Genomic DNA, 26,091 nt, shown 5'->3' with positions numbered 1-26,091 from the left:
TCGTGTTCTCTTAGACATAAAAATTCCTCCTGGTATGTTTTCTTCTAGTCTACACACCTTAATTTTTCTGTCTAGTTAATTGTAGCCTATCCAAGATATTGACCAAGCAATTTATGGATCATTAGATGGTATAGCTAAATCAGTTGAAGAACTAGAAATGCTAACTAGTCACACTTTTCAATCAAAGACGCTACATGGCTGTTACAGGTCTAATCAGAGATTAGTAGACTTCTACTCTAATTTTCAGAGTTGTCCTTACGAGATTGAAAGCAGAGGGAATAATAAAAACGACCGTGGTTTTATAAGTTATGATTGCAAAGTTACTAAGGAGGATTTACCCAACATAATAAAAAATATAATAAAGGAAAAGATTGAAAGCGGCATTCATGAAAAAGATATTTGTGTACTTGCTCCTCAACACTATCCTCTGTTTTCACTGGGTGAGTATTTAAAGAAAGAATTACCGTATTGCAATTTTGATGCTATAAATATATCACCAATTAAGGTAAATAATCATAGTTTATTTTTCAAGTTAGCAATTTTGTATTTTACTGAATCAGGTGAAAAGGTTCGAAGAAGAAAGCTAATTGCAAACGATATTTTAATTATATTAAAAAATGAATTTGGAATAGAAGTTAAAGATTATTTTATTGACTTAGATTTATTACAGCTAATAAACAGTGTGAAAAGAATGTATAGTGGAGACGACAACGGTGTTGATTTATACAAATTTGTTACCAAACATATATTTGTTAATCTTAATATTGACGAGAAAAATTACCCGTCTATTTTTAAGCACTATCTATTTTTTATTAACGAAGTAGAAGATCGGATAAAAAATAATTCATTATCTAGTAGTGTATCTAGTTTTAAGAAGATGTTTAAATCTCGAGATGGTATCACACTTACTACAGCACATAAAGTTAAAGGAAATGAGTATGATACTGTTATCGCTATTAATCTTCTAAACGGGAAAATTCCTCATTGGAATGAAATTTTTAATGTTTCTGATAAAGGAATTAGTTCAGCGAGAAAACTACTATACGTAATTTGTTCAAGAGCAAAAAATAATTTATTTCTTTTCTCAGAGGTGGGTTATTTTACGAGTAAAGGAGACTTGCTTTATCCCACTCAATTATTAGATAAAATAGAATTTGATTATAATATTTAAAATACCTAGGTAGTCGTTGTTTTAAATATAGTAGGAATCGGACGCTCAGTACGGAGCGTCTATTTTTTTACCCAATTTTGAAAGGAAGTGAACTTATGAAAATAAAAAATCAAGAATCAAAAGGTCGCTCTCCCCCCTTTAAAACCATCACACAAATAAGATTCATTCAAACATAAAAACAGAAAGGATAGGTAAAAATATGGAACTTAAATATGTCATTCCCAATATGGAAAAAACATTTGGACAATTAGAATATGCTGGTGAAGGGAACATTGAACAACGTCGAATAAATGGCAGACCAACCATTCTCTCTCGTAGTTACAATTTATACTCAACGATTCAACGAGCAGATGATATTGTTGTCATTCTTCCCTCCGAAGCTGGCGAGAAACATTTTGAATCCGACGAAAAAGTCAAACTCATCAACCCACATATTACCGCAGAAGGTTATAAAATTGGCAATCGAGGATTTACCAATTACATTATGCACGCAGACGATATGGTGAAAGCATAAGAAAGGAAAGGTGAAAAAATATGAGATTAGCAGAAGGTATTGTGATTGAAAAAGACCAGACATTTGGCACATTGAAATTTTCCGCCTTGCGTCGTGAGGTTCGTATCCAGAATGAAGATGGTACGGTTTCCGAAGAAATTAAAGAACGTACCTATGACTTAAAATCAAAAGGACAAGGACGCATGATACAAGTCAGTATCCCCGCTTCTGTTCCTTTGAAAGAATTTGACTACAACGCAGAAGTGGAATTAATCAATCCTGTGGCAGATACCGTAGCGACGGCTACTTTTCGAGGGGCAGACGTTGATTGGTACGTGAAAGCAGACGATCTTGTATTAAAAGGACAGACAAAACCTCATCAGAAATATAAAAAAGAAGCGTCCGAAAGTGAAAAATAGGTGTTGCTTATGACAAACACACCATTGATTTTGAAAGAAATTCCGAAGGATGAAGCCATTTCTTTTATTCGGCAATACCATTATTCAAAGATACTCCCTAGATTGTGTAAATACTTTCTAGGGATTTTTTCAGAAGAAAAATTATTAGGCGTTGTGGAATTAGGCTGGGGTACGCAACCCCTACAAACCATACGCAAACTCTTTCCCGACAGTTCCCTTCAAACCACAGATTATTTAGAAATTGGAAAGATGTGTTTTCTTCCAGAAATGAATCAAACCAATTATTTTGGCAGTCAAGCTCTTTCAGCTCTAATTAAGTGGTTGAAAGAACATACGGACTGTCATTTTTTATATACACTGGCAGATGGAATTGAGGGAAAATGTGGCTATGTCTATCAAGCGTCCAACTTCTTTTACTGCGGGTATTTCAAGACAAGTGTCTATCGTGATAAGCAGTCATGGGAAAAGATACACCCTCGAAGTGCTCGCCTTTTATTAGAGGAAAATGCTCGCTTTGAACAGGTAGAGAAAAAGCATTGGCTTTCCCAGGCATTTTGCGAATACAAAGGGATTGAGAAAATCAATGGACGCATGTTTCGCTATCTCTATCCGTTGACAAAAGAAGCGAAAAAACTGTTAGGACACACTCTCTATCGACGTCATTATTATCCGAAAGAAAAAAATTTACGCTTTGAAAAGCGAATCGCTTATCAGAAATATGAAGCCATTTCTCAACCAACTTTTGATAAACAGGCTCGTATCTACAATACACAATTATTTTGATAGGTGGAAAGGAGGATTTTTATGCCATTGCTTCATGACAGAGGAGAGCGAATCAAAGCCAACGATAAGCACTTGGTCTATCATTTTGTACTAATTTCATTGCTGGTAGTTTTTCTAGTCGTCCTACTCCCTTTTCATTGGAGAGCGTTACAATCGGTGAACTGGCAAGCAGTTCAGTTAGATACATTTTTCTATCAACTTCATACGCCATACTTTTGGAGCAGTATTCTCACTGCTCTTTTTGTATGCGGACTTATCAGCTGGCTTTATTATCACTATCGTATAGATTCTATAAAACAGTTAGAGCACCGTCAAAAGTTAGCTCGTATGATTTTAGAAAATCATTGGTATGAAGCCGAAGAAACTCAATCAGAGGGATTCTTTAAAGATTTACCCAGCAAGAAAACCAAACAACGAATCCGCCATTTTCCTAAAATATATTATCGAATGAAAGATGGACTAATCCATATTCATGTAGAAATCACCTTAGGGAAATATCAAGATCAGCTTTTGCACCTAGAAAACAAACTAGAAACAGGATTGTATTGTGAATTAGTGGAAAAAACGTTGAAAGATTCTTATGTAGAGTATGTCCTACTTTATGATACTATTGGCAATCGAATTGGCATTGAAGACGTGGTAGCTCAAGATGGACGTGTCAAATTGATGGAATCGGTCTATTGGGAGTTCGATTCTCTCCCTCACATGTTAATTGCTGGGGGCACTGGTAGTGGAAAATCCTATTTTATTCTCACATTGATTGAATCTCTCCTGCATACAAATGCAAAGCTTTATATTCTTGACCCTAAAAATGCTGATTTGGCAGACTTAGGGGCGGTCATGAATAATGTCTATTACCGTAAAGAAGATATGTTGGCATGTATCAATCAATTTTACGAAGATATGATTGATCGCAGTGAAACCATGAAACAACACCCTAACTATAAAACAGGAGAAAATTATGCTTATCTTGGTTTGTCTGCCAATTTTCTTATTTTTGATGAATATGTGGCAATGATGGATATGCTAGGTCGTGAAAGTACCACCGTTATTCATAAACTCAAACAAATTGTAATGTTAGGACGACAAGCAGGCTTCTTTTTAATTCTTGCCTGTCAACGTCCAGACGCAAAATATTTTAGTGATGGGATTCGGGACAACTTTAACTTCCGTGTGGCTTTGGGTCGTATGTCTGAAATGGGCTTTGGTATGATGTTCGGAAGCGATACACAAAAACAATTTTTCTTAAAACCCATCAAGGGAAGAGGTTACGTGGATACAGGAAAAAGTGTGATTAGTGAGTTTTATACACCCCTTGTACCAAAAAGGTACGATTTCTTAGGAGAAATAGGAAAAGTCATTCAAAAAAAGCAATCTGAGCCTGTACCGCACGAAGTGAAAGGTACAGGTTCAGACTTGCTTTGATTGGTGTGGCGTTAGCCACGCCAATCCTTTAGCCCCCTCTATCTAACAGGGGGGCACAAATACAACTGAAAACAGGCAATTCTCATCAACCAATGTTGATGGTACAAAGGATTGCGGAAAATATGAAAGGTGTAAACTCAAGGGTCATAGTTTACATCTTTTTTAGATTGGAGGTTTGCGAATGGAAAACGAAAAAATTTGGATTAAGGAATTGAAAGAAAAGCGACTGGCTTATGGCGTTTCTCAAAATAAACTGGCGGTTGCTTCTCATATTACCAGACCTTACCTATCGGATATTGAAACAGGCAAGGCAGTCCCTACTCAACAGGTGAAAGAAGATTTACTGAACGCTTTGGAACGCTTCAATCCCGATAACCCATTGGAGATGTTATTCGACTATGTACGGATTCGATTCCCTACCAATGATGTGGCTCAAATTATCGGTGAGGTTTTACGTTTGAATATGGATTATATGCTACACGAAGACTTTGGCTATTATTCTTATCCCGAACACTATCGTTTCGGTGATATTGTTGTCCTAGTCTCTCATGATGTAAGTAAAGGTGTTTTATTAGAACTGAAAGGAAAAGGCTGTCGGCAATTTGAAAACTTTCTATTGGCTCAACATCGGAGCTGGTATGATTTCTTTCAAGATTGCATGGAACATAAAGGTATTTTCAAACGCTTGGATTTAGCTATCAACGATAAAACAGGGATTTTGAATATTCCAGATTTGGCAAAGAAATGTAAACAGGAAGAATGCATTTCCGTCTTTCGAAGCTTTAAAAATTATCGCAGTGGTGAATTGGTTCACCGTGATGAAAAACCATACATGGGAAACACACTTTATATTGGCTCATTAAAAAGTGAAGTCTATTTCTGTATATATGAGAAAGATTATGAGCAATACGTGAAAAATGATGTTCCCTTAGAAGACGCAGAAGTAAAGAATCGGTTTGAAATTCGGTTAAAAAATGACCGAGCCACCCAAGCCATGAAAGATTTATTGGCACATCAACAGGCGGAAAAAACAGCCTTTGAAATTATCAATCGCTATATCCGCTTTGCAGATAAAGACGACACTAAACGTCGGAGTGATTGGAAAACTAATGAACGTTGGGAATGGTTTATCGGTAAAAATCGTGGAGCATTACGCCTAACCACACAGCCAGAGCCTTATTCTTTTGAACGAACATTGAACTGGTTACATCATCAAGTCGCCCCTACATTAAAAATCGCAAGCATTTTAGATGTTCTCAACGGTACAACCATTATCTCCACCATGATTCAGGAAGCCAAACTGACAGAAAAACATGAGAAATTAATTGAACAACAACATCTAGCCATGGAGGATTTGATTACATGAGCCTTTTAACAAAAGAATTAAAGAAGTTAGGGTTTCAGTGTGGCATTGAGTTTCAAGCGTATATACAAAATACAGGGAAATATACGTCTCTCATTATTGAGGGAAAACGGCAAGCTGGTGATACCATCTATACCTATGATTTTTACAAGGTGAGATTTTATAATAATTATACCAATCGAGTAACCGTCTATGGAGAGCATTTAACCCCTTTTCAATTATTAAGGCGTGTAAAAAGCTATATCTATTATCGAGAAAAATATCTTAAGGAAAGGAGGACAATCACATGAATTTTGGGCAGAATTTGTACAACTGGTTCTTGGATAATGCACAGTCATTGGTATTGTTAGCGATTGTTGTCATTGGACTGTTTTTAGGTTTTAAACGAGAATTTTCAAAACTCATTGGCTTCTTGATTATTGCTCTAATCGCCGTCGGACTTGTGTTCAATGCAGCTGGCGTGAAAGATGTGTTATTAAACTTATTTAACCGAATCATTGGTGCTTAACAGATATTTTTCATGATAAAATAGGAAGTATATATTTTGTTATGAAAGGATTTATGAATATGTTTACAAATGATCAATTTAAATCTCTTTTAATTAAAACATTAGAAAGAAAGAGCTCTTCAAATTATTATGAAGGAGGTAACGAGATTGTTTCTAAAATGAAAATATCAGAGGTAACTTTAGATGAGACTGACGATTTTACTTATTATAAAGGATATAAAAAGGGCTGGAATACGCTTTGCACATATCTTAAAATAAGAGTTCCTTTTGATGATTTAGACTTTTTTGAAAGTCATAAAGATTTGATTACCCAGACAGCAAGCTCCATATATGATAAACAAGGTGATAATGTATTAGTGGATACTATTTTAGTACCACTTCCAGAGAATTACGAAGTAATTAACTTTAGTCAGTTGAAAATTAGTGATGTGGTTTCACAAGCTATTGAAGACGCTGAGTCTTTTATGAGTAATGGTGAATATCAACGTGCCTTTGACAGAGTTCACACTGCTTTTCATGGATATTTAATTGAAATACTAAAAAAATATGAAATTACAGTTCCTAGAGACGAAAATCTATCTAAATTATATAGTAGGATACAACAATTAATTGAAAAAGAAATTCAACCTACTGAACTTGCTGATATAGTGAAGACAACGATAAGGTCATCAAATGGAATGATTAGCTCTCTTAATGAAGCAAGAAATAGGCATTCACTTGCACACCCTAATACAAATATTATTGGAAAGAGAGAAGCAAAACTAATAATAGGTATTTCAAGTACAGTTACAGATTATATTAGCGGATACCTTGATAAGTAGCGTCATTAACTGATTGCTACTTTTTTTATGACTATTTTTATAAAAAGGATGTGATAAGAATTGGAAATGAAAGTCTATGTGGCAAATTTAGGACGGTATAATGAAGGTGAATTAGTCGGAGCATGGTTTACTCCACCAATTGATGAGGAAGAAATGGCAGAAAGAATCGGTTTAAATGAGGACTACGAAGAATATGCAATACATGATTTTGAGCTTCCTTTTGATGTGGACGAATACACGCCGATTAGTGAAATCAACCGTCTATGTGAAGCCATTCAAGAAATCGAAGGTACACCTATTTATAATGAACTCAAAGAAATTCAAGGCATGTGGTTTAGTAGCTTGGAAGAATTACTGGAAAACAAAGAGGATATTCATTGTTATAGTGATTGTGATTCGATGGAAGATGTCGCCCGTTATTACGTGGAAGAAACAGGACAGCTTGGTGAAGTCCCTTCCAATTTACAAAATTATATTGACTACCAATCTTTGGGACGTGATATGGAAATAGAGGGTAATTACCTAGTTACCTCTCATGGGGTATTTGAATATTGTCAGTAAGTTTAACAATCCGTGTTATAATTAAATTAATAAATAGCACGGAGAGGTATAAATTATGGTAAATGTATTTGAAAATCTTAAACTATTAAAACTAGACATGAAAGATAAAGGCTGGGTGATAGATTCCTTTTACTTTCGTTACAAACAGCAAAATTATATTGTACTTGTTAAGCTATTTGAAAAAGAGGAAAAAGTTCCAGAATATGCTCTGTTAAAACTAGAATTTTTAAAGGAAAACGATTTTTCAGATATGCTAGCTGTCTATGCTAATTCGGTAAAATTATATACAGACACGAAAACAATAAGAGAATATTTTGGTATCGAATACAGTAGTAACTTGGGAGATGTTTTATTTCAATTTAGCCAAACTCTTGCTCGATTTATTCCGACAGAAGTTAGTGAGAAGAAAAATGAAGACCAAAAAGAAGCCATGTGTTTCTCATTAAGTCAAAGTGATTCAGAAGATCCCAGAAAAAAATATTGTTTTTCAGTTAGAAGAAATCCTTTAAAGGGAAATGGTGAGCTGGGAAAACGAAGTCCTTTTAATGACAATAAAACGAGATTGTATAGACCCAGCTTATATGAACGATTAGGGTCAGATACCAATTTAAGTTTCAGATATTCAATGAATCCAGATGATGAAGAAACTGATGAAGGTATTATTGCAAAATGGACAAAAAATAAAATTGAATAGTTAAAGCATTGAAAGAGCAATCACCTATTTTGATTGTTCTTTTTCTATCTTTACGGAAAGGACGTGAAGACATGAAAAAAATAAGAAGTTACACCAGTATTTGGTCAGTAGAAAAAGTGATTTATGCGATTAATGATTTACAACTCCCTTTCCCAATTACCTTTACGCAAATGACATGGTTTATCGTTTCTTTGTTTGTCGTCATACTCTTTGGCAGTTTACCACCACTTTCTCTGATTGACGGAGCACTACTCAAATACTTAGGGATTCCCATTGTTCTCACTGGGTTCATGTGCCAAAAGACCTTTGACGGAAAGAAACCCTATGGATTTCTAAAGTCTATCATTACCTATGCTCTACGCCCTAAAGTAACCTACGCTGGCAAACAAATACGATTAAAAAAAGAAACAATGAATGAATCGATTACGATTGTAAGGAGTGAACAACTAGATGGCATATCCGATTAAATATATGGAAGATAATCTCGTATTTAATCATGATGGCGAAGTATTCGCTTATTATGAATTAATTCCCTATAATTACAGTTTTTTAAGTTCCGATGAAAAAATTCAAGTTCATGATAATTTCTGTCAATTGATTGCCCAAAATCGTGATGGCAAGATTCATGCTCTGCAACTAGCAACCGAATCAAGTATTCGAGCCACACAGGAACAATCGAAAAAAGAAATCACTGGACGATTAAAAGAGATAGCTTACGAAAAAATAGATGAACAGACCGAAGCGTTAATTTCTATGATTGGTGACAATCAAGTAGACTATCGCTTTTTTATTGGTTTTAAACTCTACCTCAATGAACAGGAAGTATCCGTAAAAAATGTTGGGAAAGAAATTCAAAAAGCATTTGCGGAATTCTTTCATGGTGTGAATCACAAATTAATGGGCGATTTTGTTTCTATGCCTATGGCGGAAATCGAACGCTTTTCTAAGATGGAACAGTTGTTAGAAAGTAAATTATCCAGACGCTTTCAGATTCGTAAATTGGAGAAAGATGATTTTGGTTATATTATTGAACATCTTTACGGGCAAACAGGTGTCCCTTTTGATGACTACGACTACCATTTACCGAAACGATACGAAGATAAAAAAGTGTTGGTAAAGAAATACGATATTCTCAAACCCACTCGCTGTTTAATCGAAGAAAATCAACGCTATTTACGGATTGAACAGGAAGATACCACTACTTATGTGGCGTATTTTACAATTAATAGTATTGTTGGTGAATTGGATTTCCCTAATAGTGAAATTTTTTATTACCAGCAACAGCAGTTTACTTTCCCCGTTGATACCAGTATGAATGTTGAAATTGTCGCCAATAAAAAAGCCTTATCTACCGTTCGCAATAAAAAGAAAGAACTGAAAGATTTAGATAGCCACGCATGGGAAAGCGACAACGAAACCAGTACTAATGTGGTGGACGCTTTAGAATCTGTCGATGAATTAGAAAGTAATTTAGACCAAACCAAAGAATCTATGTACAAACTAAGCTATGTGGTACGGGTATCAGCAAAGAATTTGGACGAGCTGAAACAACGTTGTGATGAAGTAAAAGATTTTTATGATGATCTGTCTATCAAATTAGTACGACCTTTTGGCGATATGCTAGGCTTGCATAATGAATTTATTCCCTCAAGCAAGCGATATATCAATGACTATATTCAATATGTCACGTCGGATTTTTTGGCTGGTCTTGGTTTCGGTGCTACACAAATGATTGGTGAAAATTCTGGTATTTACGTCGGTTACAATCTCGATACAGGCAGAAATATTTATCTCCAACCTAGCCTTGCAAGTCAAGGAATTAAAGGCTCTGTAACAAATGCATTAGCGTCCGCTTTTATTGGTTCATTAGGTGGCGGAAAATCATTCTCTAACAATATGCTGGTCTATTATTCAGTACTCTTTGGCGGACAGGCAACCATTGTTGACCCAAAAGCTGAACGTGGTGAATGGAAAGAAACCTTACCTGATATTGCCCATGAAATCAATATTGTTAATCTCACGAGTGAGAACGACAATAAAGGGTTACTTGACCCTTATGTGATTTTAAAACTCCCGAAAGATTCAGAAAGCCTTGCCATTGATATTCTCACGTTCTTAACAGGTATTTCCAGCCGAGATAGCGAGAAGTTTCCTGTCCTGCGTAAAGCTATTCGGAGTGTAACTCAAAGCAAACAACGAGGGTTGTTATTGGTGATTGATGAATTGCGAAAAGAAGATACGCCCATCAGCAATAGTATTGCTGACCATATCGAAAGCTTTGTCGATTATGATTTTGCCCATCTGTTATTCAGTGATGGCAGTGTCACCCAATCCATTAGCTTGGAAAAACAACTCAATATTATTCAAGTGGCAGATTTGGTCTTACCCGATTCCAATAGCTCTTTTGAAGAATACACTACCATGGAATTATTAAGTGTGGCAATGCTGATTGTCATTAGTACCTTTGCTTTAGACTTTATCCACTCTGACCGTTCCATTTTTAAAATTGTTGACCTTGATGAGGCTTGGAGTTTTTTACAAGTGGCACAAGGAAAAGCTCTATCTATGCGATTGGTTCGAGCAGGACGTGCCATGAATGCAGGGGTCTATTTCGTTACTCAAAACGCGGACGATTTACTAGATGAAAAGATGAAGAATAATATTGGCTTGAAATTTGCCTTTCGTTCCACTGACCTAGTGGAAATCAAAAAGACCTTAGAATTTTTTGGTGTGGACAAGGAAGATGAAAACAATCAGAAACGCTTACGTGAATTAGAAAATGGACAATGTTTAGTTTCAGACATCTATGGTCGTGTAGGGGTTATGCAGTTTCACCCGATTTTTGAAGAGTTGCTTCATGCCTTTGATACCAGACCGCCTGTGCGAAATGAGGTGGAAGAATGACACAAAAACAAAAGAAATTTCTTCACTATAGTTGGATAACGCTCCTTTGTGTGGGCGTTATTTTACTTTTATTAGGCACGCTGGGCAATGCAGTACAAGCGACAGGCTTAGTTGATGAAACCATTGATACAAGCAATGAATACTCCAAGTATGGTTTGAATCAATATCAGCTTGATTATTATGTGGACAATAGCTGGGGCTGGCTTCCATGGAATTGGAGTGATGGCATAGGACAATCGGTGATGTATGGATTGTATGCCATTACTAATTTTATTTGGACAATTTCTCTTTATCTATCGAACGCCACAGGTTATTTGGTGAAAGAAGCCTATGCCTTAGATTTCATTAGTCAAACATCCCAAGCAATTGGCGAAAACATGCAGACGATTGCAGGCATTACACCGAATGGCTTTTCCAGTTCAGGGTTTTATGTCGGTTTCCTCCTTCTTTTTATTCTCATTGTTGGAATCTATGTTGCCTATACAGGATTGGTTAAGCGAGAAACGACGAAAGTGATACGAGCTGTTTTAAACTTTGTCGTGGTGTTTATTCTATCGGCTTCCTTTATTGCGTATGCACCCGATTATATTGCGAAAATCAATGATTTTTCCAAAGATGTCAGTACCGCCAGTCTGAATATTGGGACAAAAATTGTTCTTCCTAACACGGATAGTCAAGGGAAAGACAGTGTGGACATGATACGTGACAGCTTATTCTCTGTTCAAGTAAAGCAACCATGGCTATTGCTTCAATATGGCTCCACTGATGTAGAAGCGTTAGGGGAAGAACGTGTGGAAAGTTTATTGTCTACCAGTCCAGATACAAACAATGGTGAAGATAGAGAAAATGTAGTGATTGAAGAAATTGAAGATCATGACAATACCTATTTAACCCTACCGAAGACGATTTCCAGATTAGGAACAGTCTTCTTTTTGTTTGTATTCAATATTGGTATCTCGATTTTTGTTTTCCTTCTAACAGGAATCATGATTTTTTCGCAAGTGCTATTTATTATTTTCGCTATGTTTTTGCCAATCAGTTTCCTATTAAGTATGTTGCCGAGTTTTGATGGCATGGGCAGGCATGCCATTACCAAGTTATTTAATGTGATTATGACAAGGGCTGGTATTACCTTGATTATTACCGTTGCCTTTAGTATTTCCACTATGCTTTATTCGCTGTCAGCAAGTTCTCCCTTTTTCATGATTATGTTTTTACAAATTGTGACCTTTGCAGGGATTTATTTTAAACTGGGCGATTTAATGAGCCTATTCACTTTACAAAGCAACGACTCTCAAAACATGGGCAGACAAGTGTTTCGCAGACCTCGTCAAATGATGAATCGACAAACCAGAAGATTTCAACGCAGTATGAGTAAGATTTTTCGTGGAAAAGCAGGGTCAACGAAGCAAAAGACAATGACAACAAAGCAGAATCAAACCAATAAAGCTAACCATACTCGTCAAAATGAACGGACTACACCAAAGAAAGAAACAGCACTTTCCAATGTGAAAAAGCAACAAGGCGGTATCGGGCAACGATTAGGTGAAAAGACAGCCCATGTATTGGACACGAAAAATCGTCTAGTCAATAAAAGAAAGCAGGCAAAACAACAGATACAGGCGACACCAACCCATGTCAAATATGCCCTTCATCAAGGAAAAGAGAATGTCACTCATAATGTAACAGACTTTAAACAATCTATGGCAGATACCAAAGCTCAACGCAAACAACAGCGTATGAACCAGCAGGAGCAAAAACGAAAGAACATTGCTCAAAAGCGTTTGGAGCTGGATAAAGCAAAAGAAAAAAGACGAAAAGAAAACCCATCATCTCCTGTTCAGAATAACCAGCAGCATGTTCGCAAGCGTCAGCAAACCGTCACGCCTGTTTTGTCACAAAACACTAAACGTGAAAATCATCAGCGACCATTGAAAAAAGAGCAAAAACAAAAGACACCACCGAAGCAATTCAATCAGAGGAAGCTAAATAAAAGAACGGATAAGCGAGGACAACAAACATGAAGCTAAAAATAACAGTGATTTGTAGTGTGGTCTTCTCTCTCTTCTTTTTTCTCTTATTATTCCTAGTCATTTTCTTTGCAGATGATACGGACAGTGGCGAAAACAACAAGGATTCTTCTATTCCACAAGGCGGTGTGACCGTTTCACCAGAAGTGTTGGCACACCGTCCGTTGATTGAAAAATATGGTAAGGAATATGGGATTGAAGACTATGTTTCTTATATCTTAGCCATTATGCAAGTGGAATCGGGCGGTACAGCAGAAGATGTTATGCAAAGTTCCGAATCTTTGGGTTTACCGCCCAACAGTTTGAGTACCGAAGAGTCCATCAAACAAGGGGTTAAATATTTCAGTGAATTATTAACCAGTGCAGAACAACAAGGAGTGGATATAGATTCTGTTATCCAATCTTATAATTATGGCGGTGGCTTTTTAAATTATGTGAGGAGTCATGGGAAAAAATATACCTATGAATTAGCCGAACAGTTTTCTAAAGAGAAGTCGGGTGGTCAAAAAGCAGACTATCCCAATCCTATAGCCATACCTGTGAATGGTGGTTGGCGATATAACTATGGAAATCAGTTTTATGTTCAGTTGGTTTCACAATACCTAACCGACACTTCCCCAACAGAATTTGATGATGAAACCGTGCAAGTCATTATGGACGAAGCCTTGAAATACGAAGGGTTTCCCTATGTCTTTGGAGGGGCGTCGCCTACCACCTCTTTTGATTGTAGTGGCTTAATACAATGGGTGTATGACAAAGCTGGCATTTCTCTCCCTCGTGTCGCCCAAGATCAGTATGACGCTACGCAAGAAATCTCTATGGAAGAAGCCCAAGCAGGCGACCTTATCTTCTTTCATTCAACCTATAATGCAGGCACATATGTGACTCATGTGGCGATATATTTAGAGGGAAATCGCTTTTATCATGCAGGCGACCCAATCGGTTATGGCGACTTAAGCAGTCGTTATTGGCAAGACCATCTGATTGGGGCTAGACGTGTTATTCATAACTAAGAAAGGAATGAATCAAATGATTATAAAAATCGAGCGAAAAGAAAAGAAGGAGAAACCAAAGAAATCTAAAAAACCGAGCAAGCAAAGAAAAGTTCCGATGATTAAAGTTGGCACGCATAAGAAATTAACCTTTGTTTTATGGGTTTTATTGATTGGTAGTGTCGGATTTGGAATCTATAAAAATTTTACTGCCATTGACACTCATACTGTCCGTGAAACAGAAATCATTAAACAGCAGATTGTCGATACCAACCAAGTAGAAAGTTTTGTGAAATCCTTTGCGAAAGACTACTTTTCGTGGCAACAATCCCAAGAAGCCATTGATAAACGAAATGAAAAATTGACCCATTATTTGACGGAAGAATTGCAGGTATTAAATGAAGAAATGATTCGTAAGGATATTCCTACTAGTTCTAGTGTGAACGATATACAGGTGTGGCAGGTTTCTCAAGTGAATGAGAACACCTTTGAGGTACTGTTTTCTGTTGAACAAGTTATTACCGAAGACAAAGACAAGGAAACTATATCGTCTAGCTTTCATGTGGTTGTCCATATAGATGAATCAGATAATATGGTTATTATCAAAAATCCGACAATGAGTAAGAAACCTCAAAAATCGGACTACCAACCCAAACAGCTAGAAAGTGACCATACAGTAGATACAGAAACGATGGACGAAATCACTAGCTTTTTAGAAACGTTCTTCCAGCTCTATCCTACCGCCACAGAAAAAGAATTGACTTACTATGTAAGTAATCATGTGTTACCTATGATTAACAAGGAATATGTTTTCGAGGAATTGGTGAATCCTATCTTTACCAGAAAAGATAACCAAGTAATCGTGAATGTCGCTGTGAAATATTTAGATCAAGAAACAAAGGCAACCCAAATCTCGCAATTTGAGTTGATATTAGAAAAACAAGATAATTGGAAGATTGTAAAATAACAAATATTGGTACATGATTACAGATACTTTGTAATCATGTACTCTTTTTGATAAAAAATTGGAGATTCCTTTACAAATATGCTCTTACGTGCTATTATTTAAGTGACTATTTAAAAGGAGTTAATAAATATGCGGCAAGGTATTCTTAAATAAACTGTCAATTTGATAGCGGGAACAAATAATTAGATGTCCTTTTTTAGGAGGGCTTAGTTTTTTGTACCCAGTTTAAGAATACCTTTATCATGTGATTCTAAAGTATCCAGAGAATATCTGTATGCTTTGTATACCTATGGTTATGCATAAAAATCCCAGTGATAAAAGTATTTATCACTGGGATTTTTATGCCCTTTTGGGTTTTTGAATGGAGGAAAATCACATGAAAATTATTAATATTGGAGTTTTAGCTCATGTTGATGCAGGAAAAACTACCTTAACAGAAAGCTTATTATATAACAGTGGAGCGATTACAGAATTAGGAAGCGTGGACAAAGGTACAACGAGGACGGATAATACGCTTTTAGAACGTCAGAGAGGAATTACAATTCAGACAGGAATAACCTCTTTTCAGTGGGAAAATACGAAGGTGAACATCATAGACACGCCAGGACATATGGATTTCTTAGCAGAAGTATATCGTTCATTATCAGTTTTAGATGGGGCAATTCTACTGATTTCTGCAAAAGATGGCGTACAAGCACAAACTCGTATATTATTTCATGCACTTAGGAAAATGGGGATTCCCACAATCTTTTTTATCAATAAGATTGACCAAAATGGAATTGATTTATCAACGGTTTATCAGGATATTAAAGAGAAACTTTCTGCCGAAATTGTAATCAAACAGAAGGTAGAACTGTATCCTAATATGTGTGTGACGAACTTTACCGAATCTGAACAATGGGATACGGTAATAGAGGGAAACGATGACCTTTTAGAGAAATATATGTCCGGTAAATCATTAGAAGCATTGGAACTCGAACAAGAGGAAAGCATAAGATTTCAGAATTGTTCTCTGTTCCCTCTTTATCATGGAAGTGCAAAAAGTAATATAGGGATTGATAACCTTATAGAAGTTATTACTAATAAATTTTATTCATCAACACATCGAGGTCCGTCTGAACTTTGCGGAAATGTTTTCAAAATTGAATATACAAAAAAAAGACAACGTCTTGCATATATACGCCTTTATAGTGGAGTACTACATTTACGAGATTCGGTTAGAGTATCAGAAAAAGAAAAAATAAAAGTTACAGAAATGTATACTTCAATAAATGGTGAATTATGTAAGATTGATAGAGCTTATTCTGGAGAAATTGTTATTTTGCAAAATGAGTTTTTGAAGTTAAATAGTGTTCTTGGAGATACAAAACTATTGCCACAGAGAAAAAAGATTGAAAATCCGCACCCTCTACTACAAACAACTGTTGAACCGAGTAAACCTGAACAGAGAGAAATGTTGCTTGATGCCCTTTTGGAAATCTCAGATAGTGATCCGCTTCTACGATATTACGTGGATTCTACGACACATGAAATTATACTTTCTTTCTTAGGGAAAGTACAAATGGAAGTGATTAGTGCACTGTTGCAAGAAAAGTATCATGTGGAGATAGAACTAAAAGAGCCTACAGTCATTTATATGGAGAGACCGTTAAAAAATGCAGAATATACCATTCACATCGAAGTGCCGCCAAATCCTTTCTGGGCTTCCATTGGTTTATCTGTATCACCGCTTCCGTTGGGAAGTGGAATGCAGTATGAGAGCTCGGTTTCTCTTGGATACTTAAATCAATCATTTCAAAATGCAGTTATGGAAGGGATACGCTATGGTTGCGAACAAGGATTATATGGTTGGAATGTGACGGATTGTAAAATCTGTTTTAAGTACGGTTTATACTATAGCCCTGTTAGTACTCCAGCAGATTTTCGGATGCTTACTCCTATTGTACTGGAGCAAGCCTTTAGAAAAGCTGGAACAGAATTGTTAGAGCCATATCTTAGTTTTAAAGTTTATGCACCACAGGAATATCTTTCACGGGCATATAACGATGCTCCCAAATATTGTGCAAATATCGTAAATACTCAACTGAAAAATAATGAGGTCATTATTATTGGAGAAATTCCTGCTCGATGTATTCAAGATTATCGCAATGATTTAACTTTTTTTACAAATGGGCTTAGTGTTTGTTTAGCAGAGCTAAAAGGATATCAGGTTACCACTGGCGAACCTGTTTGCCAGACCCGTCGTCTAAATAGTCGGATAGATAAAGTAAGATATATGTTCAATAAAATAACTTAGTGCGTTTTATGTTGTTATATAAATATGGTTTCTTATTAAATAAGATGAAATATTCTTTAATATAGATTTGAATTAAAGTGGAAAGGAGGAGATTGTTATTATAAACTACAAGTGGATATTGTGTCCTATTTGTGGAAATAAAACAAGACTACGAATACGAGTGGATACTATACTTAAAAATTTCCCTTTATACTGCCCCAAATGTAAGAACGAAACTTTAATTAATGTTCAAAAAATGAATATAATAACAATCAAAGAGCCAGACGCCAAGACGCAGAGCCGATAATTTGAGAAATGAAACTCTCATCTTATCGGCTCTTTTTGTTTATCTGAATTTTACTGACTAGCCTTCAATATTTCTTGCTTCATTGATACCTTTTGCTAGTGCTTCCATTAAGGATAGTTCTTTGTCTGTAAAGCTATCCATGTATTTTTCTACCTGTAACCTTCGAGTGCTTTTAATCAAATTATCTGTAGGTAAGAAAAATTCATCAATAGATACATGGAGTAATGATACAAGATCATACAGCACTTGTGTACTTGGGTGTTGTCCTTTGTTTTCTATATTTGTTAAATAACGTGGGTCAATTTCAATCATTGTTCCCACTTGTTCACGAGTGAGACCCCGTTTCATTCGAGCCTCTTTAATCGCTAAACCAACGGCTCTAAAATCGTATTTATCTTCTTTTTTACGCATACTAAATCACCTCTATACATTTTACTGTTCCTATATAACCATAAACAGGTATAGAAAAACATGTTATATAGTTTATGAGTTCCTATAGAACACTGTGGAATTTATTAATGCGATGAATCCAATTTCAAATAGAAAGGTCGCTGATTTTATTTACCTATACAACTTTATAAAATTTAGTCATACTCCTAGAAAGTAGATAAAATTGGCGACTTAATGGAGGGAAAAGTCGCCATGAGAAAGATAATCTGTCATCTAGTTCTCTTAATTAAGTTCTTATCAAAAAAACTTATCCACCTGTACTGGATAGATATGACCATCAATGTGGTTTTGCAGATTACATAGATAGAAAAATCAAAGCATATGAACAGAGAAAACAATCTGTTTATGTGCTTTTTTGGTCACTTAATAAATATCTTTTAGGATTTCTCTTCATTTATGCAACAAATCCCCCTTTCGTGTCGGGGCTTAGTATGAAGGGAGATAAAGAAGCACATGCCACTCCCTTTCACGACAGAAAGGGGGTGAAAAGCATGAAACCATCTTCTTTTCAAGAAACCATAGAAAATCAGTTTGACTATATCTGCAAACAAGTTATTGAAGATGAACGAAAAGATTACTTCAAACATCTAGACAGACTATCAGCAAAAGAAGTCTCGTTTTCTGATATAGATAACTACCTTGTCAACTCTTTTTCTACTGTTGATACGTACGTCACTGATTTCCAACTATTTAAATTATTTGGATTAAGAATCAATGTTGAAAGTGATTTATTAAGTGAAGCCCTGCGTCATCTTTCAGAGAAAAAACGGAACATTATTTTACTTCATTACTTTATGGATATGAGTGATGTGGAGATTGCGGAGTTACTAAATTTGAATCGTTCGACTGTTTATCGTCATCGAATAAGTGGACTAGCCATGATTAAAGAATTCATGAAGGAGTGTAAAGAATGAAAACAGCTTATCCAAGGGTTCCCTTCCCCCTCATTGTAAAGGCGACAGATGGCGACGTGGAAGCAATTAATCAGATTGTTAAACATTATCGAGGGTATACCTCAAAACGTTCATTACGTCGCATGACAGACGAATATGGAAATTCTCATATGGTTATTGATGAAACCCTACGTGGCAGAATGGAAACGAAACTCATCTCTAAGATTTTATCGTTCGAAATTAAATAGTCCCATTTTTTCGTGGAAGCGTGTCGAATCGTATCCACGCTTCCCGATTTGGGAGGTTTGTTATTCCATCAAAGCATATTGTGTGTTCAGTAGGTTTTGATAGGCTAACAAGCCAAACGTTCTTTGACAACCAAATAAAGGCAATCGAATACGTTTCGGTAAGAAAAGAGCTGATGAACTAACACGCCATGACCTACAAAATTAGTGAGCGATTCATGTTAGTAATTCGAAAGTAATCTTTAGCAGGATTGCTGCCATGACTTTCTTATCGTGATAATGATACTCCCGTATAGCCATAGTCCGAGCGTTAGAAGCGTCACAGGCAATGGGTACGGCTACATGAGAACCATGCAGAAGTGAAATTCCTGTGAGCTTTGCTAGAGCTGTTCGATTGCTAAGATATTCTTCTCTTGTCAGTGTATTATTATAAAACTATTTGATATAATTATAGGTGAATATTGGAGTTTTCCTAGCCTATAATTGGGAAAGGAGTAATAATGATAACGGTCACAAAAAAGGATTTAGTTGAGCTAGGATATGGAACTTCTTTTTCAGCAGACATCATAAAAAAAGCAAAAGAATTGATGATTACAAAAGGGCATATCTACTATCAATCTCGAAAGCTAGATAGAGTCCCTCGTGAAGCTGTTGAAGAAATTCTAGGAATTCGGTTTTCAAATGAAAACAGGTCTGAGTAGTTTTTGCACAGTAAGGAGTAAAAACTATGGTTAAAGACCCAATAAAAAAAGCAAAGAATGGAACCTATTATTTTCGTGCAAATCTAGGTTATGATTCTAAAGGGAAAAAAATTCAAAAATATCGTAGTGGATTCACTACTAAAAAAGAAGCAAGAGAAGAATATTCGAAACTGCTATTGATGAAACCAGAAGAATTAAGTGAGAATAAGGATAAAATGACGTTTAAACATTATATCTTTGAAATTTTCCTTCCATGGTATAAGACACAGGTAAAGCTCAGAACATATGAAAATCGCTTACCAACTATTAAGAAGCATTTCTCTTATTTTGATAAAATGGCTGTTTCCGATATTGAGCCTATTGATGTGCAAAATTGGCAACTAAAATTATCAAAGAAGTGTAAGTCTTCTTATGTAAGAGCTGTTCAAGGACTATTTTCAGTTGCTATGGATCGAGCAATTGTCCTTGGGATAACCACCACAAATCCATCTAAGATTATTGGCAATGTGAAAAAGCAAAAGTCTAAAATTGAATTTTGGACAAAAGAAGAATTTGAAAAAGTAATCTCTCTAATTTACAAAGAAGATTACTATCAACACTTTTTATTTATCTCTCTGTGGTTTTTATTTATGACTGGAATGCGAATTGGTGAAGCTACTGCCATTCAATGGGAAGATATTGATTTTGACTCAGGAGTACTAACCATCAACAAAACACTCTATTACAAGAATCAATCGAATTATAGATTTGTTGAACCAAAAACAAAGGCGAGCGTTCGTCATATTGTATTAGATAAATGCACATTAACTTATTTATCCGAATGGAAGGAAGTACAACAAAATCTAATTCAGACAGACTTTGTAATGAGCTATAACGGTATTCCTACCCAAAAACATACACTATCATATGCTATTGAACGCTATGCTAAGCTGGCTGGTATCCATCGAATCAGAATCCATGGGTTACGGCATTCTCATGCTTCCTTGTTAATCAGTATGGGAGAAAATCCACTTATCATTAAAGATCGTCTAGGACACGAAGATATTGAGACGACTTTAGGAACGTATGGACATCTTTATCCTAACAGTAATTTCGAGGTAGCTAACAAATTAAATGGAGCCATTTCCTTTAAAGAAGCAAAACAAAATTATGATACTTCACCAAAGAATCAATTTACTGTAGACTACTTGCGAAACAAAGAAATGAAAAAAGTGCAATAAAAGTGCAGTAAAAAGATAAGAAGAGCCAGAAACCCTTGGTATAAGAGGGTTTCTAGCTCTCCTACAACTATTCCCACTCCACTGTTGCTGGTGGTTTAGAAGTGATGTCATACACGATACGGTTGACGTGGGCTACTTCGTTTACGATACGTACAGAGATTTTTTGCAAGACTTCCCATGGGATACGGGCAAAGTCAGCGGTCATTCCGTCGATTGAAGTTACAGCACGGATACCGACTGTGTAGTCGTAAGTACGTCCGTCACCCATAACACCGACAGAGCGGATCCCTGGAAGAACAGTGAAATATTGCCAGATATCACGGTCAAGTCCAGCAGCTGCGATTTCTTCACGCAAGATAGCATCAGATTCGCGTACGATTTCTAGCTTGTCTTCAGTGATTTCGCCAAGAACACGAATACCAAGACCAGGACCAGGGAATGGCTGACGCCAAACGATTGAATCAGGCATGCCTAACTGAGTCCCTAATTCACGGACTTCGTCTTTGAATAATGTGTTTAATGGTTCGATCAATTCAAATTGCATATCTTCTGGCAGTCCGCCTACATTATGGTGAGATTTGATCGTCTGTGCTGTTTCTGTACCAGATTCGATAACGTCAGTATACAACGTTCCTTGTGCTAAGAAAGAGACGCCTTCTTCACCAGCAAGTTTTGTTGCTTCATCATCAAAAACATATACGAATTCATTCCCAATGATTTTACGTTTTTGTTCTGGGTCAGATACACCTTTCAACTTGTCTAAGAAGCGATCTCTTGCATCGACTTTGATGATGTTCAAGCCGAATTTTCCGCCTAGACTTTCCATTACTTGTTCCGCTTCGCCTTTGCGTAGCAGACCATGGTCAACGAAGATAGATGTCAATTGGTCACCAATTGCTTTTTGTAAAAGAACCCCAACGACACTAGAATCAACGCCGCCTGAAAGACCAAGCAAGACTTTTTTGTCACCAACTTGTTCACGGATTTTTTCTACTTGCATATCGATAAAGTTATCCATTGTCCAGTTACCTTCACAGTGACAAACATCAAAGGCAAAGTGGCGCAGCAATTCGATTCCGTATTCGGAATGACGTACTTCTGCATGGAATTGGATACCATAAAAATTACGTGTTGTGTCTTGGATAGAAGCAATCGGACAATCTTTGCTTGTTCCGACTGTTTCAAAGCCTTCAGGAACTTTAGTTACCAAGTCACCATGGCTCATCCATACTGTTTGTTGTTTTGGTGTTTCTTTAAACAAGACAGCTTGATCGCTTGTTACTTCTAACAAGGCTTTCCCATATTCGCGGTTTTTAGCAGGCTCTACGGAACCGCCAAGTTTGTACGTGATCAATTGCATACCATAGCAAATCCCTAATACAGGAATACCTAAATTGAAGATCTCAGGATCGATCCCAAATGCATTCTCATCATATACACTGTTTGGTCCGCCAGAAAGAATGATTCCCTTTGGATTCATCGCTTTTACTTCTTCTGCAGTAATGCGGTGGCTCAATAATTCGGAAAAGACTCCAAGATCACGAATACGTCTTGTGATCAATTGGTTATACTGACTACCGTAGTCTAATACGATAATCTTTTCAACGTTCGTCATATCGGCAACGTTTGTCAAATTTATTACCCCTATCCCTTTAAATTTTATCTCAAAATAGTCAAACTATTTTAAAATGCTAATATTTTCGCATGAAAATCGAATCGATGATATGATTTTCAGTTTTATGGAGAATTATATCGGCTCTTCCTCGTGTAGGCAAGATATATTCCTGTAAATTTTTCAAATTCACATTTTTCCATACATCTTTTGCCATTTTAAAGGCTTCTTCACGATCTCCGATAGCAAAACGATAATAATAATTCTCTGGATTTTGGAAAGCTGTATCCAGTAACGCACCAAAACGATCCAAATACCATTTTTCGATCAGCAAGGGATCAGCATCGACATAGACAGAAAAATCAAAAAAGTCGCTGACGTAGATTTGCTGATTCGCAGGTAATTGAAGCGTATTGATCCCCTCAACGATCAAGATATCAGGTTGCTGGATCAATTCGTACTTGTCTGGAATGATATCATACACATCATGTGAGTAAACAGGTACTTTTATCTCTTCCTGACCAGATTTTACACGGTTCAAGAAATCGATCAGCATCTCCATATCATAACTTTCAGGAAATCCTTTACGGTCCATGATTCCACGCTCTTTTAATATACGATTTGGATAAAGAAATCCGTCAGTCGTGATCAGCTGAACGTTTCTTCGTTTGAAGGTACGAGACAAAATCGTCTGCAGCAGTCTGGCTGTTGTACTTTTTCCAACGGCTACACTTCCGGCGATCCCGATAATAAAAGGCGGTACTTCTACGTATTTATGAAGAAATAAACCTTTACTCAAGAACAAAGATTCAAATTCTTTCATATAAAGATAAATCAGATGAGCAAGAGGTACATAGATATCTCGAACATCCTGCATGGAAATGCGGTCATTCAAACTTTTGATATTATCTAGTTCATCTTGTGTCAAAGGTGCTTGCCCATTACGATAAAATTCTCGCCATTCTTCTCTTGCCACACGGTAGTAGTTCATTGGATCATTCATATTAGCCTCCTGCGTTCTCCCATCAATGGAACTATTTTAACACAAAATAAACGCAAACCCCACCACTTAAGAGAGATTGCCGATCTTTTTGTATAATCTTTATAATAGAAAGAAACGGAGTCTTATTCTTGACTTGCGCACGGATACATAAAAGGATAGACTGTTGTCATGAAAGAAATGAGAAGGATGGAAGACATGACAAATCATTACTATTCTGAACGCCCAGATACGGCGCACGATTTTGAACAATGGGCTTTTGAGTTAAAAGGCAAAACCTTTCAATTTGTAACAGATTCTGGTGTATTTTCACGTGAAACAGTGGATTATGGTTCACGTGTCCTGATTGATGCTTTCGATTGGGAAGAGTTACCTGATGAAGGAAAGATCTTAGATGTGGGATGCGGGTATGGACCGATTGGGTTAGCTTTGGCATTTGCGACACAGCGGTTTGTTGAAATGGTCGACATTAATGAACGAGCGGTAAGTCTAGCGCAAGGAAACGCAAAGCGTAACCAAATCGAACATGTTGATATCCATCAATCGAATATCTATGAAGCAGTTCATGAAGAAACCTATGCAGCTATCGTAAGCAATCCGCCGATCCGTGCTGGAAAAAAAGTTGTACATAAAATTTTGACAGGCGCATATCATCGGTTGAAGAAGGGCGGTACACTGACAATTGTGATCCAGAAGAAACAAGGAGCGCCGAGTGCGCAAAAGAAAATGGAAGAAACATTTGGCAATGCAGAAATCGTCACAAAAGATAAAGGATATTATATCATCAAAAGTGTGAAAGAATAACTAGCTGAAAAATAGTGGAGCGACGAAAGAGCGGAACTGGGCGTACATATTACATATATGGTACGCATCAGTTCTTTTTTATTGATGACTTTTTTAATCAAGGAACTATCTTTTCTTAAAAAAGAAGTAGCAGAATCAGAATCATGTTTTTTTACGATAAAATAAATAAGATACAGAACTTGTATAGAAGGCTGCCAAGTCGGTAGATAAAGGAGATTTTTATCAAAAAACATACTTTCCTTTTTTCTCTATTCTTTTCTTGGGGGTTTTGGTACACTGATAGGGAATTTAGATAGAAGGGAGCCAATAGGATGAAGCTGACCATCAGAGATATCGCAGAAATGGCAGGCGTATCAGTAACAACTGTCTCACAGATTTTGAATAACAAAGGAAGCAGATTTAGTGATAAGACAAGGAAAAAAGTGTTGTCGATCGTGAATGAACATCATTATAAGCCCGATTATTTCGCTTCAAATGTGATCAATCGACATTCAAAGACCATCGGAATGATCGTCCCTGATGTCACTGATTTCTTCTTCTCCAAACTGATCGAAGGTGTAGAGAGCTATTTGAATCCTTTGGGCTATGTGATCATGTTATGCAATTCTCGTCATAGCCAAGAAAATGAGATCAAGTATTTACAAGAGCTTTCCCACCGCTCAGTGGACGGAATCTTGCTGGCCACACCAAATATTTTACCTGAGAAATACGCATTAGACAGCGGATTTTATCAAAAAATGCCAATCATTTTAATCGATCGCGGATTGAATCGTCGGGATAACGGACGGCTTATCGTAAAGGAATATGAGGGCGCCTATCAAGCTGTTTCGCTGTTTATTGAAAGTGGCCATACGAAGATCGGCATGCTGAAGGAAACCACTGGATACTATCAATTAGAAGAACGTTTCAACGGATATCGTCATGCGCTGAAAGATCATGGCCTGCCTTTTAATGGGAAATTTGTTGAACATGGAGAGTTGACTGTTCAAGGTGGATATACTGCATCAAAAAAATTACTCAAACATAAAGATATCACGGCTATTTTTTGCGGGAATGATGCCATGGCGATCGGATGCTATCAGGCGATCGATGAATTGGGCAAAAAAATCCCAGAAGATATCTCAGTCATAGGATTTGATGGATTAAAGCTGTCAGAATACATGATTCCGCAATTGACGACAGTGCAGCAGCCAAGTTTTGATATTGGATTTTATGCTGCACGTTTCCTGATCGATACGATCGAATTTCCTCAAAGAAAAGTTCCGAACAAAGTGTTCGAAACAAAATTAATTATTCGTGAGAGCGTAAAAGTATTGACAAAGGGCTAACTCGGCGGTATATTGCTTATGTAAGCATTTACAAAGGCGAGTTAGTGCTTTTTTTATTTTTAGTAAACCAGTTTACTAAAGTGGTTTACCTTTCCTAAAAATAATGTATAATACCGAATGAAGAC

General features: G+C 36.5%; 26 protein-coding genes and 2 pseudogenes. 25 read left to right on the top strand and 3 right to left on the bottom strand.

Annotated features, from left to right (window positions below):
- Positions 1-88 precede the first annotated feature (88 nt).
- The 19 genes and pseudogenes from DIZ30_RS02085 to DIZ30_RS01990 all read left to right on the top strand — a co-directional run.
- Positions 89-1,171 (top strand): annotated as a pseudogene (locus DIZ30_RS02085) (3'-5' exonuclease); the annotation flags it as partial.
- A 199-nt stretch (positions 1,172-1,370) separates the two neighbouring features.
- Positions 1,371-1,685 (top strand): YdcP family protein, encoded by a 315-nt coding sequence (locus DIZ30_RS02080; protein WP_000421279.1) that lies wholly within the window; start codon positions 1,371-1,373, stop codon positions 1,683-1,685.
- A gap of 20 nt (positions 1,686-1,705) precedes the next feature.
- The gene (locus tag DIZ30_RS02075) at positions 1,706-2,083 is read left to right on the top strand and encodes a YdcP family protein (RefSeq protein WP_001234191.1); all 378 of its coding nucleotides are present in this window, start codon (positions 1,706-1,708) and stop codon (positions 2,081-2,083) included.
- Between the two features lie 9 nt (positions 2,084-2,092).
- Positions 2,093-2,866 carry a hypothetical protein gene (locus tag DIZ30_RS02070; RefSeq protein WP_000185761.1) on the top strand — a complete coding sequence of 258 codons (774 nt, stop codon included), beginning with the start codon at positions 2,093-2,095 and terminating at the stop codon, positions 2,864-2,866.
- A 21-nt stretch (positions 2,867-2,887) separates the two neighbouring features.
- Positions 2,888-4,291, top strand: a complete 1,404-nt coding sequence (locus DIZ30_RS02065; protein WP_001130244.1) for an FtsK/SpoIIIE domain-containing protein — start codon at positions 2,888-2,890, stop codon at positions 4,289-4,291.
- Positions 4,292-4,472: 181 nt separating this feature from the next.
- A complete protein-coding gene (gene mobT, locus DIZ30_RS02060; RefSeq protein WP_000426689.1) occupies positions 4,473-5,657 on the top strand; it encodes a MobT family relaxase in 1,185 nt (394 codons plus the stop codon).
- Entirely contained in the window at positions 5,654-5,944 is a 291-nt protein-coding gene (locus DIZ30_RS02055; RefSeq protein WP_000055376.1) for a hypothetical protein, read from the top strand. Before mobT ends, DIZ30_RS02055 begins: the two co-directional genes overlap by 4 nt.
- Complete coding sequence (locus tag DIZ30_RS02050) at positions 5,941-6,162, top strand: hypothetical protein (RefSeq protein WP_001009054.1); 222 nt, start codon at positions 5,941-5,943, stop codon at positions 6,160-6,162. Before DIZ30_RS02055 ends, DIZ30_RS02050 begins: the two co-directional genes overlap by 4 nt.
- Before the next feature lie 41 nt (positions 6,163-6,203).
- Positions 6,204-6,983: an abortive infection family protein gene (locus tag DIZ30_RS02045; RefSeq protein ID WP_000675717.1), complete on the top strand. Its 780-nt coding sequence runs from the start codon at positions 6,204-6,206 to the stop codon at positions 6,981-6,983.
- Between the two features lie 60 nt (positions 6,984-7,043).
- Positions 7,044-7,544: an antirestriction protein ArdA gene (locus tag DIZ30_RS02040; RefSeq protein ID WP_000425404.1), complete on the top strand. Its 501-nt coding sequence runs from the start codon at positions 7,044-7,046 to the stop codon at positions 7,542-7,544.
- 55 nt (positions 7,545-7,599) lie between these two features.
- Positions 7,600-8,238, top strand: a complete 639-nt coding sequence (locus DIZ30_RS02035) for a DUF6037 family protein (RefSeq protein ID WP_000248477.1) — start codon at positions 7,600-7,602, stop codon at positions 8,236-8,238.
- A gap of 71 nt (positions 8,239-8,309) precedes the next feature.
- Entirely contained in the window at positions 8,310-8,705 is a 396-nt protein-coding gene (locus tag DIZ30_RS02030) for a conjugal transfer protein (protein ID WP_000723887.1), read from the top strand.
- The gene (locus tag DIZ30_RS02025) at positions 8,689-11,142 is read left to right on the top strand and encodes an ATP-binding protein (protein WP_000331165.1); all 2,454 of its coding nucleotides are present in this window, start codon (positions 8,689-8,691) and stop codon (positions 11,140-11,142) included. Before DIZ30_RS02030 ends, DIZ30_RS02025 begins: the two co-directional genes overlap by 17 nt.
- A complete protein-coding gene (locus DIZ30_RS02020) occupies positions 11,139-13,166 on the top strand; it encodes a CD3337/EF1877 family mobilome membrane protein (protein ID WP_000192393.1) in 2,028 nt (675 codons plus the stop codon). The genes DIZ30_RS02025 and DIZ30_RS02020 overlap by 4 nt, the downstream gene beginning before the upstream one ends.
- On the top strand, positions 13,163-14,185 hold the full coding sequence (locus DIZ30_RS02015; RefSeq protein ID WP_000768373.1) for a bifunctional lytic transglycosylase/C40 family peptidase: 1,023 nt from the start codon (positions 13,163-13,165) through the stop codon (positions 14,183-14,185). Before DIZ30_RS02020 ends, DIZ30_RS02015 begins: the two co-directional genes overlap by 4 nt.
- Positions 14,186-14,201: 16 nt before the next feature.
- A complete protein-coding gene (locus DIZ30_RS02010; protein WP_000584387.1) occupies positions 14,202-15,131 on the top strand; it encodes a conjugal transfer protein in 930 nt (309 codons plus the stop codon).
- Between the two features lie 313 nt (positions 15,132-15,444).
- Positions 15,445-15,492: pseudogene (locus DIZ30_RS13955) on the top strand (hypothetical protein); the annotation flags it as partial.
- 15 nt (positions 15,493-15,507) lie between these two features.
- Positions 15,508-17,427, top strand: a complete 1,920-nt coding sequence (gene tet(M) / locus DIZ30_RS01995) for a tetracycline resistance ribosomal protection protein Tet(M) (protein ID WP_000691737.1) — start codon at positions 15,508-15,510, stop codon at positions 17,425-17,427.
- A 97-nt stretch (positions 17,428-17,524) separates the two neighbouring features.
- Positions 17,525-17,713: a cysteine-rich KTR domain-containing protein gene (locus DIZ30_RS01990; protein ID WP_032506803.1), complete on the top strand. Its 189-nt coding sequence runs from the start codon at positions 17,525-17,527 to the stop codon at positions 17,711-17,713.
- A 57-nt stretch (positions 17,714-17,770) separates the two neighbouring features.
- On the opposite strand, the gene DIZ30_RS01985 is transcribed toward DIZ30_RS01990, so the two are convergent.
- The gene (locus DIZ30_RS01985) at positions 17,771-18,124 is read right to left on the bottom strand and encodes a helix-turn-helix domain-containing protein (protein ID WP_001227350.1); all 354 of its coding nucleotides are present in this window, start codon (positions 18,122-18,124) and stop codon (positions 17,771-17,773) included.
- A gap of 530 nt (positions 18,125-18,654) precedes the next feature.
- Here DIZ30_RS01985 and DIZ30_RS01975 point away from each other — a divergent pair.
- The 4 genes from DIZ30_RS01975 to DIZ30_RS01955 all read left to right on the top strand — a co-directional run bounded on the left by DIZ30_RS01975 (position 18,655) and on the right by DIZ30_RS01955 (position 21,222).
- Positions 18,655-19,077: an RNA polymerase sigma factor gene (locus DIZ30_RS01975; protein ID WP_000804879.1), complete on the top strand. Its 423-nt coding sequence runs from the start codon at positions 18,655-18,657 to the stop codon at positions 19,075-19,077.
- Complete coding sequence (locus DIZ30_RS01970; protein ID WP_000845143.1) at positions 19,074-19,304, top strand: helix-turn-helix domain-containing protein; 231 nt, start codon at positions 19,074-19,076, stop codon at positions 19,302-19,304. The genes DIZ30_RS01975 and DIZ30_RS01970 overlap by 4 nt, the downstream gene beginning before the upstream one ends.
- 497 nt (positions 19,305-19,801) lie before the next feature.
- Positions 19,802-20,002 (top strand): DUF3173 family protein, encoded by a 201-nt coding sequence (locus DIZ30_RS01960; protein ID WP_000633907.1) that lies wholly within the window; start codon positions 19,802-19,804, stop codon positions 20,000-20,002.
- Positions 20,003-20,028: 26 nt separating this feature from the next.
- On the top strand, positions 20,029-21,222 hold the full coding sequence (locus DIZ30_RS01955) for a site-specific integrase (RefSeq protein ID WP_000237797.1): 1,194 nt from the start codon (positions 20,029-20,031) through the stop codon (positions 21,220-21,222).
- 67 nt (positions 21,223-21,289) lie between these two features.
- Here DIZ30_RS01955 and guaA read toward each other — a convergent pair whose 3' ends face one another.
- Positions 21,290-22,855, bottom strand: a complete 1,566-nt coding sequence (gene guaA, locus DIZ30_RS01950; RefSeq protein WP_002298578.1) for a glutamine-hydrolyzing GMP synthase — start codon at positions 22,853-22,855, stop codon at positions 21,290-21,292.
- A gap of 58 nt (positions 22,856-22,913) precedes the next feature.
- Positions 22,914-23,837, bottom strand: a complete 924-nt coding sequence (gene coaA / locus DIZ30_RS01945; protein ID WP_002298576.1) for a type I pantothenate kinase — start codon at positions 23,835-23,837, stop codon at positions 22,914-22,916.
- Between the two features lie 195 nt (positions 23,838-24,032).
- Here coaA and DIZ30_RS01940 point away from each other — a divergent pair, with 195 nt between their 5' ends.
- Positions 24,033-24,638, top strand: coding sequence for a class I SAM-dependent methyltransferase (locus DIZ30_RS01940; protein WP_002317543.1), 606 nt, complete (start codon positions 24,033-24,035; stop codon positions 24,636-24,638).
- 311 nt (positions 24,639-24,949) lie between these two features.
- Complete coding sequence (locus DIZ30_RS01935; RefSeq protein WP_002291103.1) at positions 24,950-25,966, top strand: LacI family DNA-binding transcriptional regulator; 1,017 nt, start codon at positions 24,950-24,952, stop codon at positions 25,964-25,966.
- Positions 25,967-26,091: the final 125 nt, after the last annotated feature.

The sequence above is a fragment of the Enterococcus sp. H57 genome (assembly GCF_003112495.1).
In the GTDB taxonomy this organism is placed as follows: domain Bacteria; phylum Bacillota; class Bacilli; order Lactobacillales; family Enterococcaceae; genus Enterococcus_B; species Enterococcus_B faecium.
Note: the sequence above shows the minus strand (reverse complement) of the source record. Positions and strands in the feature narration are given on the sequence as shown.